Origin of the sequence: Lapillicoccus jejuensis (assembly GCF_006715055.1) — a bacterium.
Taxonomy (GTDB): domain Bacteria; phylum Actinomycetota; class Actinomycetes; order Actinomycetales; family Dermatophilaceae; genus Lapillicoccus; species Lapillicoccus jejuensis.
The window spans coordinates 1,098,576-1,113,917 of sequence record NZ_VFMN01000001.1; the positions used below are offsets into that span (position 1 = coordinate 1,098,576).

The following is a 15,342-nucleotide window of genomic DNA, read 5'->3' on the forward strand; positions in this document are numbered from 1 at the left end:
GGGGGTCGTACGGGGTCGTACGGGGTCGTACGGGGGTCGTGCCGGTCAGGCGGCGGGTGCCTCGGCCCCCTCGCCGTGGACCAGCCGGATGACCTTCCCGCTCATCGTGGCGTAGTGGTGGTCGTTGTCGACCTCGCCGACGAGACGGTGCTCGCGCATGACGCCGATCCGGTCGGCGAGGGTGACCATCTCGGGCAGGTCGGAGCTGATGAGCAGGATGGCGAGGCCGCGCTCGGCCAGCTCGGCGATGAGCTCGTGGAAGGCGGCCTTGGTGCGTACGTCGATGCCGACGGTCGGCTCGTCGACGACGAGGACGCGGCAGTCCGCGGCCAGCCACTTGGCCAGCGAGACCTTCTGCTGGTTGCCGCCGGAGAGCTGGCCGGCCAGCTGACGGGGACCGGACAGCCGGATCCCGAGCCGCTCGGCGTAGCGGTCGAGGACGCCGTCCTCGGAGCGGTCGCGGACCAGGCCCCAGCGGGCCAGCCGGTCCCACACGGTGACGGCGACGTTGCGCGAGATGGTCTGCTCGAGGAAGACGCCCTCCTCCTTGCGGTTCTCGGAGACGTAACCGATGCGGTGCTTGCGCAAAGCCTCGCCGACGGAGCCGATGCGCACCTCGCCGCCGTCGACGAGGACCGTGCCGGCGGTGATCGTGTCGAGGCCGAGGACGGCCCGGGCGAGCTCGCTACGGCCGGCCCCGACCAGGCCGTAGAGGCCGAGGATCTCACCGGGGCGGACGACGAGCGAGACGTCGCGGTGGCCCCCGGCCGTGCTGACCCCGCGCAGCTCGAGGGCCGGGGTGGCGTCGCGGTCGACGGTGCGGGCGTCGAGCTCGAGGTCGGCGTGCGCGCGCCCGACCATGAGGTCGACGACCTCGCTGCGCGTCAGTCCGGACAGCGGGAGGCCCTGGGCGACGCTGCGGCCGTCGCGCAGGACGGTGACGGTGTCGGCGATCGCGAAGACCTCCTCGAGCTTGTGGCTGACGAGGACGACGGTGCGGCCGCTGTCGCGCAGCCGGCGCACGACGGCGTACAGGTGGTCGGCCTCGTCGGAGGTGAGCGAGGACGTCGGCTCGTCGAGGAGCAGGACGCGGCTCTGGGTCGCCAGCGCCTTGGCGATCTCGACGAGCTGCATCTGCGCGACGGACAGCTCGGCGACGGGGCGGTCGAGGTCGAGGTCCACCTCGAGCTCGGCCAGGCAGCGCGCGGCCAGGTCACGGGTCGCGGCGCGGTCGACGAGGCCGCGGCGGCGCGGCACGTCCTGCAGGGCGATGTTCTCGGCGACGGAGAAGCCGGGGACGAGGTTGCGCTCCTGGTGCACGACCCCGATGCCGGCGGCCTGGGCCTGCGAGGGGCCGGCGAACGACAGCTCCTCCCCCTCGCCGGGGCCGGGCACCGAGGGCGCACCGGTCGGGTCGGGCAGCACCCGCAGGGTCCCGCCGTCGGGGCGGTGCACGCCGGTGAGCACCTTGATGAGGGTGCTCTTGCCGGCGCCGTTCTCACCGAGCAGGGCGTGCACCGTGCCGGGGAGCAGGTCGATGGTCACCCCGTCGAGGGCGCGGACGCCCGGGAAGACCTTGACGAGGTCGGTGGCGAGCAGCCTCACGACGAGCCCTCCTTGACGCGCTTCTGGCTGACGAGGACCGCGCCGAGGACGACGGCGCCGACGACGAGGTCGACCCAGCGCGGGTTGATGTTGTACTGCGCCTGCGCCACGTCGACGAGGCGCACGATGAAGGCGGCGAGGCAGGTGCCGAGGACGCTGACCACGCCGCCGGCCAGCGCGACGCCGCCGATGATGGGGGCGGCGAAGCTCGGCAGGAGCAGGTCGTCGCCGATGCTCGCGTTGACCGAGCCGGAGAGCGCGACGACGAGGACCCCGGCGACACCGGCGAGCAGCCCGGACAGGGCGTGGGCGACGACGACGGAGCGGTCGTTGGAGATCCCGGAGAGCCGGGCGGCGAGCGGGTTGCCGCCGCTGGCCAGCATCTGCCGGCCGACGACGCCGCGGGCGAAGAAGAGCGCGACCAGCACGGCGACGACGACCGCCGCGAGGAAGACCGTCGGGACGCCGAGGACCGAGGCGCGGCCGAGCGACACCAGCCCCGGCGAGTAGCCCTGGTAGGTGCCGGTGCCGTGCACGCCGTAGCGGATCCCGGCGACGATGGTCATCGTCGCGAGCGTGACGATGAACCCGTTGATCCGGGTGAGGACGACGAGCAGCCCGTTGGTCAGCCCGACGAGCAGGCCGAGCAGGAGGGCCGCGACGACGGCGAGCCCGGCGGGCAGTCCCGCGTCGACCATGAGCGAGGCGGCCACGACGGCGGTGAGCCCGGTGAGCACCCCGACCGAGAGGTTCATCTGGCCGACGGCGAGGACGACCATCTGGGCCAGACCGATGACGATCGGCACCGCGAGGTACTGCAGGATCGCCTGCAGCGTGCTCGGCTGCACGAGGTTGCCGCCCGTGGTGAGGGCGAGGACGACGAAGGCCGCGACGGCGATGCCGGCGAGGACGACCTCCGTACGGCGCAGCGACGTCCGCAGCCGCGTGGTGCGGCCGGCCGCGGGCGCCCCGGCCTCGGGGCCGGTGAGCAGGGGGGCGGTCATGCGCGCACTCCTCGGCGGTCGGCGAGGACGTGCCGGACGCGGTCGAGCGACAGCGCGAGCAGGAGCACGACCCCGAGGTAGACCTGCAGCTGGTCGACCTCGAACTGCAGGAGGTTGAGGCCCTTCTGGATGACGGCGTTGAGGACCGCGCCGAGCAGGGTGCCGAGGACGCTGACGGCGCCACCGGCGAGCAGCGTCCCACCGAGGACGGGCGCGAGGAACGACGGCAGCAGGAACTGCTCGCCGACGTTGGCCGAGAAGGCGCCGCTCGTCACCGCGAGGAGGAAGCCGGCGAGCCCGCACAGCAGGCCCGACAAGGCGTGGGCCTGGATCGTGCGGCGCGCGACGGGGATGCCGGAGAGCAGCGCGGCGCGCGGGCTGGAGCCGGTCATGAGGATCTCGCGGCCCAGGCGCGAGAAGCGGAAGAGGACGCCGACCGCGACGAGCGCGACGAGCGCGATGGGGACGACGAGCGGCACCGGCGGCCCGCAGACGTCGCCGGCGCAGTAGTCCTGGAAGGTGTCCGAGCGCAGGGCGTCCATCCCGTCGGGGTGGACGCTGAAGGCGACGCCGTTGGCGAACCAGCCGTAGAGCAGCGACACCAGGCCGAGCAGGCCGAAGTCGAGGGCGAGCGTGACGACGAAGGAGTTGACCCCCGTCCAGGTGATGATGCCGCCGGCCAGCGCCCCGACGAGGGCGCCGACGACGAGACCGACGAGCAGGCCGACGAGCAGCGGGGCGTGCAGGACGTCGTACGTGAAGCCGGTGGCGAAGGCGGACAGGGCGGCCATCCGGCCCACCGCGAGGTTCATGTGCCCCAGCGAGAGGACGGCGAGCTGGGCCAGCCCGACGACGACGAAGACGCTGATGTCGGACTGCATCGGGACCAGCGTGAGGTCGACGTCGAGGAAGGAGGGCCGCAGCGCGGTGAAGACCCCTCCGACGACGAGGACGAGCAGCACGAGGCCGATCCGGGGGTTGGCCCACCAGGGCAGGCCCCGGCGGGCGGTCGTCGCGGCGGGCGGCGACGCGGCGGCGGGTGGGGTGGTGGTCGGCGGGGTGCCGGTGGTCGTCATCGCACTCTCATCCGGTCGAGGGCGTCCCGGTCCCAGTCGATGCCGAGGCCGGGGGTGGTCGGGACGACGGCGTACCCGTCGTCCACGGTGAGCTCGGTCGTCGTGACGGTCCGCAGCTGGGGGATGTACTCGAGGTAGCGGCTGTTGGTGACCGCTCCGCACAGGCCGACGTGCAGCTCCATGAGGAAGTGCGGGGCGACCTCGACGCCGTGGGCCTCGGCCGCGTGGGCGACCTTGAGCCACGGGGTGATCCCGCCGACGCGGGCGACGTCCGGCTGCACGAAGCCGGCCGCCCCGCGGGCGAGGTACTGCGCGAACTGGCCGACCGAGTACATCGACTCGCCGACCGCGACGGGGACGCTCGTGGCCCGGGCGAGCTGCTCGTGGCCGAGGACGTCCTCGGCCCGCAGCGGCTCCTCGAACCACAGGACGCCGACCTCCTCGAGGGCCGGCGCGCGGCGGACGGCCTCGGCGAGGGTGAAGGCCTGGTTGGCGTCGACCATGAGGTCGCGGTGCGGGCCGATGGCCTCGCGGACGGCGCGGAGCCGCTCGGCGTCCTCGGCCGGGGAGGCCTTGCCCACCTTGATCTTCACGCCGCGGTCACCGGCGGCGACGGCCTTCTCCGCGCCGGCGACGAGCTCGTCGACGGTGAGGTGCAGCCAGCCGATCTCGGTGTTGTAGAGCGGGATCCGCGACTTGGCTCCCCCGGCCGCCGTCGCCAGGGGCTGCCCGAGGACCCGGCAGCGTCGGTCCCACAGGGCCGTGTCGACGGCGGCCAGGGCGAGGGAGGTGATGGCGCCGACGGCCGTGGCCCGGGTGGCGTCGTACAGGCGCCGCCAGCAGGCCTCGACCTGGTCGGGGTCCTGCCCGAGGAGCTGCGGGAGCAGGTAGTCCTTGAGCAGGGCGACGACCGCGGTGCCGCCGGTGCCGATCGTGTAGCTGTAGCCCAGCCCGCTCGCCCCGTCGTCGGTCTCGAGCTCGACGAGGACCGTCTCCTGCTTGAGGAAGGACTGGCTCGCGTCGGTGCGCGGCGTCTCGACCGGGAGGTCGACGAGCAGCGTGCGGGCGGCCGTGACGCGGGCCGGGCGGCGGGAGGTGGTCATGAGCTCGGCGGACCCGTCAGGAGCAGGAGAGGTACTCGGCGTCGAAGGCCTTCTTCAGCTCGGCCGTCTTGGCCTGCCGCTCCTGGTCGTACGTCGCGACGTTGGCCTTGGTGACGACGAACGAGCCGGAGTCGATGACGACGCCGGGGTGCTTCATCGTGCAGCCGGTGGAGAGCTTCATCAGCGCGTAGCCGCCGACGTAGCCCTGACCGACGGGGTTCTGCGTCACCGTCGCGGCGACCGAGCCGTCGCTGATGCCGGCGAGGATGGTCTGGTCGTCGTCGATGGCGACGACCTTGATCGGCAGGCCCGCCTGCTTGACGCCGGACGCGGCCGCGACGGCCGGGTTGTAGGCCGTCGTGACGATGCCCTGCAGGTCCTTGCCGCGGGCGGCGAGCAGGTCGGCCACCGCCTTCTGGGCCGACTGGAGGTCGACGTCGATGTCGGTGATGGTCTGGACCAGCTTGACCTTGCCACCGGTCTCGTCGACGGCCTTCTGCACCCCGGCGATCCGGCGCTGGGTGTTGGAGTCGACCTTGTTGCCGGTGAGGTGGACCAGGTCGCCCTGGCCGCCCATCGCCTCGATGGCCGCCTTGGCGGCCTTGTAGGCGGCCGACTCGACGTCGGTCGAGAGGCAGAAGGCGGCCTCGTCCTTGTCGCCCGCGGGGCAGGAGGCGAGCGAGGCGACGGTGAAGCCCTTCTTCTCCAGGTCGGTGAAGGTCGAGTTGATGTTGTCCGGGCTGACGCCGAAGATCCCGAAGGCGTTGTAGCCCTGGGCGGCCAGCGAGGTGAGGACGTCGTTCTGCTTGGTCTGGTCCCAGCCGGCGGTCTCGTTGAACGTCACCTGGCCCAGGCCGAAGTCGGTCTTGGCCTTCTCCCCCGCGGTCTTCCACGGCTGGAAGTACGGGTGCGGTCCGCCGGGGACCAGGGCCAGCTTGACCTGCGAGGCGGTCAGCTTAGCGCCGCCGCTCGCGCCGGCGCCGGCGCCGTCGGCCTTCTTCGAGCAGCCGGCGAGGCCGACCGCGAGGGCCGCGACGGTGGCGAGCGCGACGGCGCGGCGGCCGGGGCGCAGGGGACGGCGGGCGGGCGCCGTGCGGGTCACCGTGCGGGTCACCGGGCTCGAGCTCATGAGGTACTCCTTCGTACGTCGGCCGCTCCAGCGCGGCGCTGCGTGCCGAAACATAATTCGTCATATGTATGACGTCAAGCCCCCTCGACGCGCGCCTATGCTGCGGTCATGTCGAGCGACCCCCTGCCGCCCGAGGACGACGGCGCCTGGCCCGCCGAGCGGCCGGCGGCCGCCCGCACCGCCGGACTGGCCGGGTCCTCGCCCGCCGAGCCCTGGCCGCGCCGGCCGCGTCGCCTGGCGACGGCGGTCGTCGACGAGCTCGTCGACCGCCTCGTGCGCGGCGAGATCCCGGCGGGCGCGACGCTGCCGACCGAGCCGCTGCTGTGCCAGACCTTCGGCGTCAGCCGCACCGTCGTCCGCGAGGCGGTGAAGTCACTGGAGTCGATGCGCCTGGTCCGGGTGCAGCAGGGGCAGGGCACGACCGTGCGGCACCTCGGCGACTGGGACCTGTTCAACCCCACCGTGCTCAGCGCCGTCATCCGCCACGACGCCGAGCTGGCCATCCTCGAGGACCTCGTCGACGTCCGCAGCGCGCTCGAGGCCCAGATGGCCGGGCAGGCTGCCCAACGGGCCGACCAGCGGCAGCGCGAGCTGCTGACCGAGCGGATGGCGCTGCTCGAGCAGGAGGTCGGCGACCCCGCCCGCTACCTGCGCGCCGACGTCGACTTCCACGACGCGGTCATGCAGGCGTCCGGCAACCGGTTGGGCCGCGCGATGATCCACACGCTCCAGATGGAGGCCTACCGCAGTCTGCGCTACGTGGGCGACCCGACCGCGGCGGAGATGCGGCTGTCGAACGTCGCCCACCGCGCCGTGCACGACGCCGTGCTCGCGGGCGACGCCGAGGCCGCGCAGGACGCCATGCGCGAGCACATCATCGGGTCGTGGCACCGGAGGCGGCCGGCGAGCGACGCACCCCGTTGACCTCCGGCGGCACGCGCCGCTCGGCCAGCAGTGCGAGGCCGGCGGCGGCGAGGCAGCCGACGAGGAGCAGGACGACGTACCCCCCGGCGAGGCCGTGCCCGACGAGGAAGCCGGCGCACGCCGGCGCGACGACCGAGGCGACCTGGAAGACCAGCGAGCTCATCGCGTTGTAGCGCCCGCGCAGGTGGTCCGGAGCGAGGTCGTTGACCATCGCCGGCAGGGTCGGCTGGAAGAAGGTCTCCCCCAGCCCGAACACCGACGCGCACGCCCCGAAGAGCAGGGCCGCCGACACGGTGCCGGGCACGAGCGAGGAGGCCCCGAGGCAGACGAAGCTCACGCCCCAGACCGCCGCCATGACGCACAGCAGCCGGGTGCGCCGGCGGCCCTCGATGCGCTGCAGGACGACGAGCTGCAGGACGACGATGACCGCCGTGTTGGCCGCAAAGGCCCAGCCGAGGGCCTGGGTCGAGATCCCGGACGCGGCGCGGGCGAAGGCCGGGATCCCGCTGGAGAGCTGGCCGTAGCCGATGAAGGCGGTGACGAAGCCCAGGGCGAGGATCGGCAGCAGCCGCGGGTCGCGCAGCAGGGTCCGGTACGTCGCCGCGTCGGCCACGACGGCGCCCGGCGTCACCGCGTCCGCGGCTGGGGTGGGGGCCTTGCCCGAGACGTGGCGCAGCGGCCCGAGCAGGACGGCGAGCGGCGCGAGGAAGGTCGCCGCGTCGACGAGGTAGAGCGCGACGAAGGTGCCCGGCCGGTGGACGTCGACGAGCAGGCCCCCGACGACGCCGCCGACGCCGATGCCGAGGTTGAGCAGGGTGAAGTTCACCCCGAAGTACCGCTGGCGCAGGCCGCTCGGGACGAGCGAGGCGATCAAGGCGTTGACCGTCGGCCACGCCAGGCCGTTGAACAGGCCCTGGAGCACGGTCGCGACGACCGCCTGCGGCACGGTGGCCGTCGTCGCCCAGACGACGAGGGTGACGAGCTGGCCGGCGACGACGACGGTCATCACCGGGCGGGCACCGATCCGGTCGACGAGCGCCCCGCCCGGGCCGACGACGACGATGCCGACGAGGGCGGGGATCGCCAGCAGCACGCCGACGAGCGACAGCGCGAAGCCGCGGACCTCGTGCAGGTAGACGACCGAGAACGGCAGGACCAGCCCGTTGCCGAAGAAGTCGACGACGATCGTCGACAGCATCCAGCGCGCCGGCACGGGCAGGTCGTGCCAGAACGCGGACAGGGGGACGCGGGTGGTGGGGGCCGTCACCACTGCATCCTGGCCGACCGCACCCACAGCCTCCGACCGATTTCTCCGCGCCCCCTGCGCTCCGGTAGCCTCCCCCGCGGAGGATTCGCATAGTGGCCTAGTGCGCACGCTTGGAAAGCGTGTTGAGTGAAAGCTCTCAGGGGTTCGAATCCCCTATCCTCCGCCAGGCCTCTCCGCCGCGCCGTCCGGTCCGGCGGCGGGCATGATGACCCGATGACGCCGCGCCTCGCCGTCCTGCTCGTCTCGAGCGTCCTCCTCACCGCCTGCGGCGCGGGCGGTGGCGGGCCCGCACCGGAGGAGCCGGCCACCGGCTCCGACGCGGCGTCGTCCAGCGGGTCGACCGGTCCGGCGGGCGCGTTCCCCGTCGTCATCGAGCGCCGCGGCGGCATCGCCGGCTTCGCCGACCGGGTCTCGGTCGCCGCCGACGGGACGGCGAGCGTGACCACCAAGCGCGGCGCCCAGCCCGGGTGCCGTCTCGAGGCGACGGCCGTCACGGCCCTCACCGCGGCCGTCACCGCCATCACGGCCTCCCCCGGGACGCCGCCCCCGAGCAGCGTCTCCGACGCGATGACCGTCACCGTCCGTCGCGGGGCGGAGCCGCCGGTCGTCGTGCCCGACGAGGCCGGCGAGCCCGGTGCCGTCGTCACGCAGGTGCTGACCCGGGCGACCTCCGCCGGCTGCTGAGCCGCCGTCCGGGGCCTCGCGCGGGGCGTCGTACGGGCGCCGTACGACGACGCGGGGCCGGCCACCCGGGTGGGTGACCGGCCCCGCGCACGAGGTGGTGAGGTGGACCGTCAGGCGGTCAGCTCGCGACCGAGGTGTCGTCGACGACGAAGCTCGTCTGGAGCGAGGAGTCCTCGTTCATGAGGAACTTCACCGTGACGGACTTCCCGGCGAACGACGCCAGCGAGTACGACCTCTGCGTGTAGGTCGAGTTGGCGCTCGCGTTGCTGAAGGTGGCCAGGGTGGTCGTCGTCGTGCCGGAGACGACCTGGACCTTCATCGTGTCGTAGGCCGTCGTGCCGGACTCGGCCGTGTCGGTGCGGATCCAGAAGGACAGCGTCGGGGTGCCCGTCGAGGGGACGGTGACCGTCTGCTGCTCGCTCTCGGTGGTCGTCGTGCCGTTGCCGCCGAGCCACAGCTTCCAGGTGCCGGTGTGCGCGGGGCGCCCGGTGTCGTTGGTGATCGGGCCGGTGGAGCCGGTCCAGCTCACGGCGCCGGACTCGAAGCCCGGGTTGGCGAGCAGGTTGGTGCCGGTGCCGCCGCCCCCGCCGCCGGTGGTGCCGCAGGTCTCGGTGCCCGCCGGGACGGCGATGGCCGAGAACGACGCCGCGATGTTGGCGCAGGTGGTGGTGTCGGTCGGGTACAGGTCCTTCGCCGCCTTGATGGCCGCGTTGCGGGCGGCGGCGTAGTTGCTCGTGCTGGTGAGGTACGTCGACAGCGCGCGGTACCAGATCTTCTCGGCCTTGTCGCGGCCCACCGGGGTCACGCTCGAGCCGTTGCAGGTCGGGCTGTTGTAGCTGACGCCGTTGATGGTCTTGGCGCCCGAGCCCTCCGAGGCGAGGTAGAACCAGTGGTTGAGCGGACCCGAGGAGTAGTGCGGGTCGAGACCGCCCAGGCTGCTGCTCCAGCAGTCCTTGCTCGCGCCGTCCTTGCTCGGCTGGTCCATGTAGCGCAGGGGCGTGCCGTTGCCGTTGATGTTGATCAGCTCGCCGATGAGGTAGTCCGGCACGTCGTTGGGGTTGTTGGCGTACCACTCGACGGCGGTGCCGAAGATGTCGGAGGTGGCCTCGTTGAGCCCGCCCGCGTCACCGGTGTACTGCAGGCCCGCGGTGTTCTCGGTGACGCCGTGGCTCATCTCGTGCCCGGCGACGTCGAGCTCGACGAGCGGGTGGGTGTTGCCCGACCCGTCGCCGTAGGTCATCTGCTGACCGTCCCAGAAGGCGTTGACGTAGTTGTTGCCGTAGTGCACGCGGGAGGGGACGCCCTTGCCGGTGTTGAAGACGCCGGCGCGGCCGAGGACGGTGTTGTAGAAGTCGTAGGTCTTCTGCGCGCCGTAGAAGGCGTCGACGGCGGCCGAGGCGCGGTCGGTGTAGGAGCCGTTGCCCCAGACGTCGTCGGCGTCGGTGAAGAGGGTGCCGGTGCCGGAGGTCGCGCCCTTGAGGTCGGTCGCGGTGTTCCCGCGGCTGTCCTTCATCTGGTACGTCGACCCGGACAGCGTCGTGCCGAGGGTCACCGTCCCGACGAAGATGCCCTTGCCGGTGCCCTGCTCGATGTCGTCCCACGAGGTGAGCGTCCGGCCGCTGTGCGCGTCGACGATCGTGTGCAGGCGGCTCGGGGTCTGGTCGGCGCGCACGCCCTCGGTGACGACGTCGTACGCGAGGACGGGCTTGGCGCCCTCGGCGTAGACGACGAGCTCGCCCTGGGGGGCCGCGGCGGAGCGCAGGCCCTGGGTCGCGGCCTTGCCGAGCGCGGCGGCCGCGCTGACCGTCGGCGTCGTCGAGGCGACGGCGACCTTGCCGGTGGCGTTCCAGCTGACGCCGCTGACGGCGCCGGCCCTGTCCTGGTGGGCCACGAGGTCGCCGCCGATGACGCGCAGGCCGTCGAAGGTGCGGTCGTAGCGCACGTGCTCGCTGCCGTCGGCGTCGCGGACGACGTCCTTGACGACCAGCCGCTCGCCCGAGCCCAGCTTGAGGGCCGACGCGGTGCGAGCGCTGTCGGTCCGGGCGGCGGCGAGCAGGGCGGCGCGGGCCGACGGCGAGGCGGCGGCGGGCGCGGCGCCCTGGGCGGCCGGTGCGATGACCACGGGGGCCAGCGCCGCGGCGGCGACGGCGCAGGTCGCGGTCAGTCCCGTGACGAGGTGTCTCACAGGTGCTCCTTCGAGGAGGCGGTGCCCGGGTGGGCACGACGGATCGCCACCGGACCCGGGGTCGGGACGCACCGGCGCGGGTCGCGGGGGAACCCCGGGCTCGGGGACACGACCGGCCGGCGGGCGGCGTGAGCGGAAATCTGTCGGTCGTCGTGGGGTGACGTCAACGATCTTGGCCATTCCTTGACAGATTGCTGGGGAATCCCGGGGCGCACGGGCGGGAACGCAGGAATGACAACGTGATCGGCCGGTCCGGGCCGGACCTGCGCCGAACCTCGCGCCACGGTGCCAAGAGCAGCGACGGGCCCCCGCCCGGAGGCGGGGACCCGTCAGGATCAGGCGCCGAGCGGCGCCGTACGGCGGAGGCCCGTCAGGCGACCCGGACGACGTCGCCGACCGGGACACCCGTGCCGGCCGGCACGCTCGGCGCGCCGAGGACCCGGCGCAGCCGCAGGGCGGCGACGAGGGCGGCGGCGCTGATGACGAGGTGGACGACGAGGAAGACCCCGCCGTGGCCGGCCCCGAGGGCGACGCCCGCGAGCAGCGGGCCGACGGCCGAGACGCCGGTCTGCACGGCGGCGAGCAGGCCGAGCGTCGTGCCGGCCATCCCCTCGGGGGCGTGCGCGGCCGACAGGGGGCCGAGCACCGGTGCGAAGAGCGTCTCCCCGACGGCGAAGACGCCGTACGTCGCCACGAAGGTCACCGCCGCGGCGGCGGGGACGAGGCCCACGAGCGAGAGGGCGCCCCAGCACAGCAGCCAGATCGCACCGACCCACACCAGCAGCGTCGCCGGGCGGCGACGCCGGGTGGCCCGGACGACGAGCATCTGCAGGCCGACGATGACGAGGCAGTTGACCGCGGCGGCGGTGCCGACGGTCTGCTCCGGCACCCGGAGCACGGTCAGCGCGTAGGCCGGGAGCCCGGACTCGAACTGGGCGTAGAAGCCGAGCGAGATGAGCACGGTGACGACCGCGATCCAGCGCAGCGCGGGGACCCGCAGAACGGCCCGGACGGCCGATCCGGCTCCCCCGGCCCCCACCTGCTCCTCGCGGGTGTGGACGGGCAGCGTGTCGCCGTACGACGCCACGGCGAGCAGCGCCGCGGAGGCGACGAACCCGCCGGCGGCGAGCGCGAAGGCGCCGACCATGCCCGAGGGGGACTCGAGGTGGACGGTGCGCGAGGCGACGAGCGCGCCGACGGCCATCCCCACCGAGGAGCCGGTGAAGGCCCAGGCGAACGCCGTACGGCGGTCCGCGGTGCCCGACCAGCGCAGGATGAGCAGCGACTGGGCCGGCTGGGCCGCGGTGATCCCGAGCCCGAGGACGAGCATGCCGAGCAGGAAGGTGCGTGCGTCGCCGGCGACGAGCAGCACCAGCGCGGCGGCCGCCGCGACGAGCTTGGCGACGACGGCGACCCGCACGGGGGGCAGGCGGTCGGCGAGGCGGCCGCCCACGGGGGCGGCGACCAGCGCACCGACGGAGAAGAGCGTCGCCGCCGACGCGGCGACGAGGGCGCCCCAGCCGCGCGTCTCGGCGGCGTAGGCGTACTGGTAGGGCAGGACCGCCCCCCAGCCGAGCATGCTCACGGCTCCCGCCGTGACGACCACGACCTGACGCTTGTTCACGCCGACCCTCAACCTTCACGCTTCAAGAATTAGTCCTGCAAGACTTCAACAATCAATACTTCGATGTCGAAATCTTAGCATGGCAGGATGGGGGGATGACCTCGGGGCGGAGCGACGGACCGGGCGCGGGCGACGCGGCCGGCGACGGAGCGCGGTCGGAGTACCGCGCGCTCGTCGCGACGTACGTGGCCGCGGGCGGCGAGGAGACCGTGCAGCGGGTCGTCACCGCGATCCACGCGCTGCACCGCCGCCTCAACCAGTGGTACGACGCCCAGCTCGTCGACCTGCAGCTGACCCAGGGCGAGTGGACGGTGCTGTCCCGGCTCGCCGCCGCGCCCCCCGGGACCGCGCTCACCCCGTCGACGCTCGCCGAGGCGGCTGGGGTCGCCCCCTCGTCGATGACCCACCGCCTGGACCGGATGACCGAGCGGGGGCTGGTCAGCCGCGAGACCGACCCGGCCAACCGCACGCGGGTCCTCGTCCGGCTCACCGACGGGGGCTGGAGCCTGTTCGCCGAGGCCATCCGCGGCTCGGACATGGTCGAGGGCGACGTGCTGAGCACCCTGTCGCTCGGGGACCGCGAGCAGCTCGCCGACCTGCTCGAGCGGGTCGTCGCCGACCTGGGCGAGACCCTGGGCTGAGCCCAGCGAATCGGGTTCGGCTCACTCGGCTCGGTGCGTGACCCGAGCCGAGCCGGCCGACTCCGATTCGGGTCGCTCCGCGCTACTCGGCAGGGGCGGCGACGCCCGCGAGCCGGGACGGCAGGGGGCCGGGCACCGGACCACCGATCGCGGCGGGGGCCGTGAGGGCCCGCAGCGCGTCGGCGACCGAGCCGTCGTGCTGCTCGAGGGCGACGCGGGCCTGCTCGCTCGGCGCGCCGGCGAGGAGCGCCACGAGGGCGGGCTTGAGCTCGCCGCCGGACTCGGCCAGCGCCTGGCGGGCAGCCGGCTCGCCGACGCCGGCGGCCTCGCAGAGGATGCGCACGACCCGTCCGCGCAGCTTGGCGTTGGTCGCGACGACGTCGACCATGAGGTTCTCGAAGGTGTGCCCGAGCCGGACCATGACGGCGGTCGAGAACCCGTTGAGGACGAGCTTCTGCGCCGTGCCGGCCTTGAGCCGGGTCGAGCCGGTGACCACCTCGGGGCCCGTGTCGGGGGCGATGAGCAGGTCGGCCAGCGCCGCGAGCTCGGCGGAGGGGTTGGAGGTGACGAGGGCGGTCAGCGCCCCCCGCTGCCGGGCGGCGGTGAGCGCACCGCGGACGTACGGCGTCCGGCCGGAGGCCGTGAGCCCGACGACGACGTCGTCCGGGCCCACGGCCGCGAGGTCGGCCGCCCCGGCGGCCACGTCGTCCTCGACGCCCTCGACGGCGTCGACGAGGGCGGCCCGGCCGCCGGCGTGGTGCGCGACGACCAGACCCGGGGGGACGTTGAAGGTGGGGCGCAGCTCGGCGGCGTCGAGGACGGCGAGACGGCCGGAGGTGCCGGCCCCGGCGTAGTGGACGGCACCGCCGCGGCGGACCCGTTCGACCGTCGCGTCGACGAGCCGGGCGAGGACGGGCAGCGTCGCGGCGACGGCGGGCGCGACCTGGGCGTCGGCGTCGTTGAGCAGCTGGAGCACCTCGAGCGTGCTGCGGCGGTCGAGGTCCATCGACCGCGCGTTGCGCTCCTCGGTGGGAGCGACGACCTGCACCTCGTCCAGCATGTCGGGCAGGTTAGTTTCCCCCAACGACGACGTCAATCTTGTCAATCGCTTGCGAGGGTGGAGGGCGGCGGCCTCGGCGGTGCGGGCGCGGCGCCGTCCTCCGTCAGTCGACGTGGTGCCCCCGCACGGCCGCGCGGGTCTCGGCGACCGCGCTCGTCGCGCGCTCGAGGTCGCGGTGCGCGGCCGCGATGTAGAGGCAGTCGACGACCGTGAGGGCGGCGATCCGGCTGGCCGTCGCGCCGGAGCGCAGCGCCGTCTCCCGCGCGGCCGTCAGCAGGACGATGTCGCACGACTGGGCCAGCCGCGAGAGCGGGAAGTTCGTCACCGCGACCGTCGTCGCCCCGCGCGAGCGGGCGGCCTCGACCGCCTCGATCGTCTCGCGCGTGGTTCCGGAGTGCGAGATGCCGATGGCGACGTCGCCCTCGCGCAGCAGGGCCGCGCTGGTCAGGCAGATGTGCGGGTCGTTCCAGGAGAAGGCGACGACGCCGATCCGGTGCAGCTTCTGCTGGGCGTCCATGCCGACCGTCGCGCTCGCGCCGATGCCGTAGATGTCGACCCGGCGAGCGCGGGCGATCGCGTCGGCGGCCGACTCGAGGGCACCGCGGTCGAGCTGCGCCGCGGTCTCCTCGACGGCGCTCGCGTCGGCGAAGGCGATCTTGGCGATGATGTCGTCGACCGAGTCCCCCGCGCGGATGTCGGTGTCGGCGACCACGCGCGAGCGCGGCTGCGCCGACTCGGCGGCCAGGGCCAGGCGCAGTTGCGGGTAGCCCGGCAGACCGAGCCGCTTGCAGAAACGCAGCACCGTCGTCTCCGACGTCTCCGCCTGGACCGCGAGCTCGCTGATGGTCAGCGCGGCCGCGGCGCGCGGGTCGGCGAGGACGCACTCGGCGACGCGGTCCTCGGCCGGGGACAGCGAGGGGCGCAGACCCCGCAGGCGCACGAGCAGACCGGCGCCGCCCTCGGCGTCCGCGGGGGCGGCGGGGGCGGCGGCAGTGCCGGGCCCGGCCTCGGGGGAGGTGGACATGGGGACAAACTAGCGG

General features: G+C 73.8%; 13 protein-coding genes and 1 tRNA gene. 4 read left to right on the forward strand and 10 right to left on the reverse strand.

Annotated features, from left to right (window positions below; all coding sequences use genetic code 11):
- Window positions 1-45: 45 nt before the first annotated feature.
- The 5 genes from FB458_RS05255 to FB458_RS05275 are packed head-to-tail and all read right to left on the reverse strand — an operon-like array spanning window position 46 to window position 5,917.
- On the reverse strand, window positions 46-1,605 hold the full coding sequence (locus FB458_RS05255; protein WP_141847369.1) for a sugar ABC transporter ATP-binding protein: 1,560 nt from the start codon (window positions 1,603-1,605) through the stop codon (window positions 46-48).
- Window positions 1,602-2,609 (reverse strand): ABC transporter permease, encoded by a 1,008-nt coding sequence (locus FB458_RS05260; RefSeq protein WP_141847371.1) that lies wholly within the window; start codon window positions 2,607-2,609, stop codon window positions 1,602-1,604. Before FB458_RS05260 ends, FB458_RS05255 begins: the two co-directional genes overlap by 4 nt.
- The gene (locus tag FB458_RS05265) at window positions 2,606-3,685 is read right to left on the reverse strand and encodes an ABC transporter permease (RefSeq protein ID WP_141847373.1); all 1,080 of its coding nucleotides are present in this window, start codon (window positions 3,683-3,685) and stop codon (window positions 2,606-2,608) included. The genes FB458_RS05260 and FB458_RS05265 overlap by 4 nt, the downstream gene beginning before the upstream one ends.
- Complete coding sequence (locus FB458_RS05270) at window positions 3,682-4,788, reverse strand: mandelate racemase/muconate lactonizing enzyme family protein (RefSeq protein ID WP_141847375.1); 1,107 nt, start codon at window positions 4,786-4,788, stop codon at window positions 3,682-3,684. Before FB458_RS05270 ends, FB458_RS05265 begins: the two co-directional genes overlap by 4 nt.
- Before the next feature lie 16 nt (window positions 4,789-4,804).
- Window positions 4,805-5,917, reverse strand: coding sequence for a sugar ABC transporter substrate-binding protein (locus FB458_RS05275; protein WP_141847377.1), 1,113 nt, complete (start codon window positions 5,915-5,917; stop codon window positions 4,805-4,807).
- 108 nt (window positions 5,918-6,025) lie between these two features.
- Between FB458_RS05275 and FB458_RS05280 the strand changes: the two genes are divergently transcribed.
- Window positions 6,026-6,841: a FadR/GntR family transcriptional regulator gene (locus FB458_RS05280; protein WP_141847379.1), complete on the forward strand. Its 816-nt coding sequence runs from the start codon at window positions 6,026-6,028 to the stop codon at window positions 6,839-6,841.
- On the opposite strand, the gene FB458_RS05285 is transcribed toward FB458_RS05280, so the two are convergent.
- A complete protein-coding gene (locus FB458_RS05285; RefSeq protein ID WP_141847381.1) occupies window positions 6,792-8,108 on the reverse strand; it encodes an MFS transporter in 1,317 nt (438 codons plus the stop codon). The two genes, FB458_RS05280 and FB458_RS05285, sit on opposite strands and share 50 nt — an antisense overlap.
- A gap of 78 nt (window positions 8,109-8,186) precedes the next feature.
- On the opposite strand from FB458_RS05285, the gene FB458_RS05290 reads away from it, so the two are divergent.
- Together FB458_RS05290 and FB458_RS05295 are read left to right on the forward strand one after the other, a co-directional pair.
- Window positions 8,187-8,274, forward strand: a tRNA-Ser gene (locus tag FB458_RS05290).
- 47 nt (window positions 8,275-8,321) lie between these two features.
- Window positions 8,322-8,792 carry a hypothetical protein gene (locus FB458_RS05295; RefSeq protein WP_141847383.1) on the forward strand — a complete coding sequence of 157 codons (471 nt, stop codon included), beginning with the start codon at window positions 8,322-8,324 and terminating at the stop codon, window positions 8,790-8,792.
- Window positions 8,793-8,910: 118 nt separating this feature from the next.
- Here the strand turns inward: FB458_RS05295 and FB458_RS05300 are convergent, their stop codons facing one another.
- A complete protein-coding gene (locus FB458_RS05300) occupies window positions 8,911-10,977 on the reverse strand; it encodes a M4 family metallopeptidase (protein WP_246061078.1) in 2,067 nt (688 codons plus the stop codon).
- Window positions 10,978-11,347: 370 nt separating this feature from the next.
- Window positions 11,348-12,601: an MFS transporter gene (locus FB458_RS05305; RefSeq protein WP_141847387.1), complete on the reverse strand. Its 1,254-nt coding sequence runs from the start codon at window positions 12,599-12,601 to the stop codon at window positions 11,348-11,350.
- Window positions 12,602-12,696: 95 nt separating this feature from the next.
- Between FB458_RS05305 and FB458_RS05310 the strand changes: the two genes are divergently transcribed.
- A complete protein-coding gene (locus FB458_RS05310; protein WP_141847389.1) occupies window positions 12,697-13,242 on the forward strand; it encodes a MarR family winged helix-turn-helix transcriptional regulator in 546 nt (181 codons plus the stop codon).
- Between the two features lie 82 nt (window positions 13,243-13,324).
- On the opposite strand, the gene murQ is transcribed toward FB458_RS05310, so the two are convergent.
- On the reverse strand, window positions 13,325-14,302 hold the full coding sequence (murQ, locus tag FB458_RS05315) for an N-acetylmuramic acid 6-phosphate etherase (protein WP_141847391.1): 978 nt from the start codon (window positions 14,300-14,302) through the stop codon (window positions 13,325-13,327).
- Between the two features lie 103 nt (window positions 14,303-14,405).
- Complete coding sequence (locus FB458_RS05320) at window positions 14,406-15,326, reverse strand: MurR/RpiR family transcriptional regulator (RefSeq protein ID WP_141847393.1); 921 nt, start codon at window positions 15,324-15,326, stop codon at window positions 14,406-14,408.
- Between the last annotated feature and the right edge of the window lie 16 nt (window positions 15,327-15,342).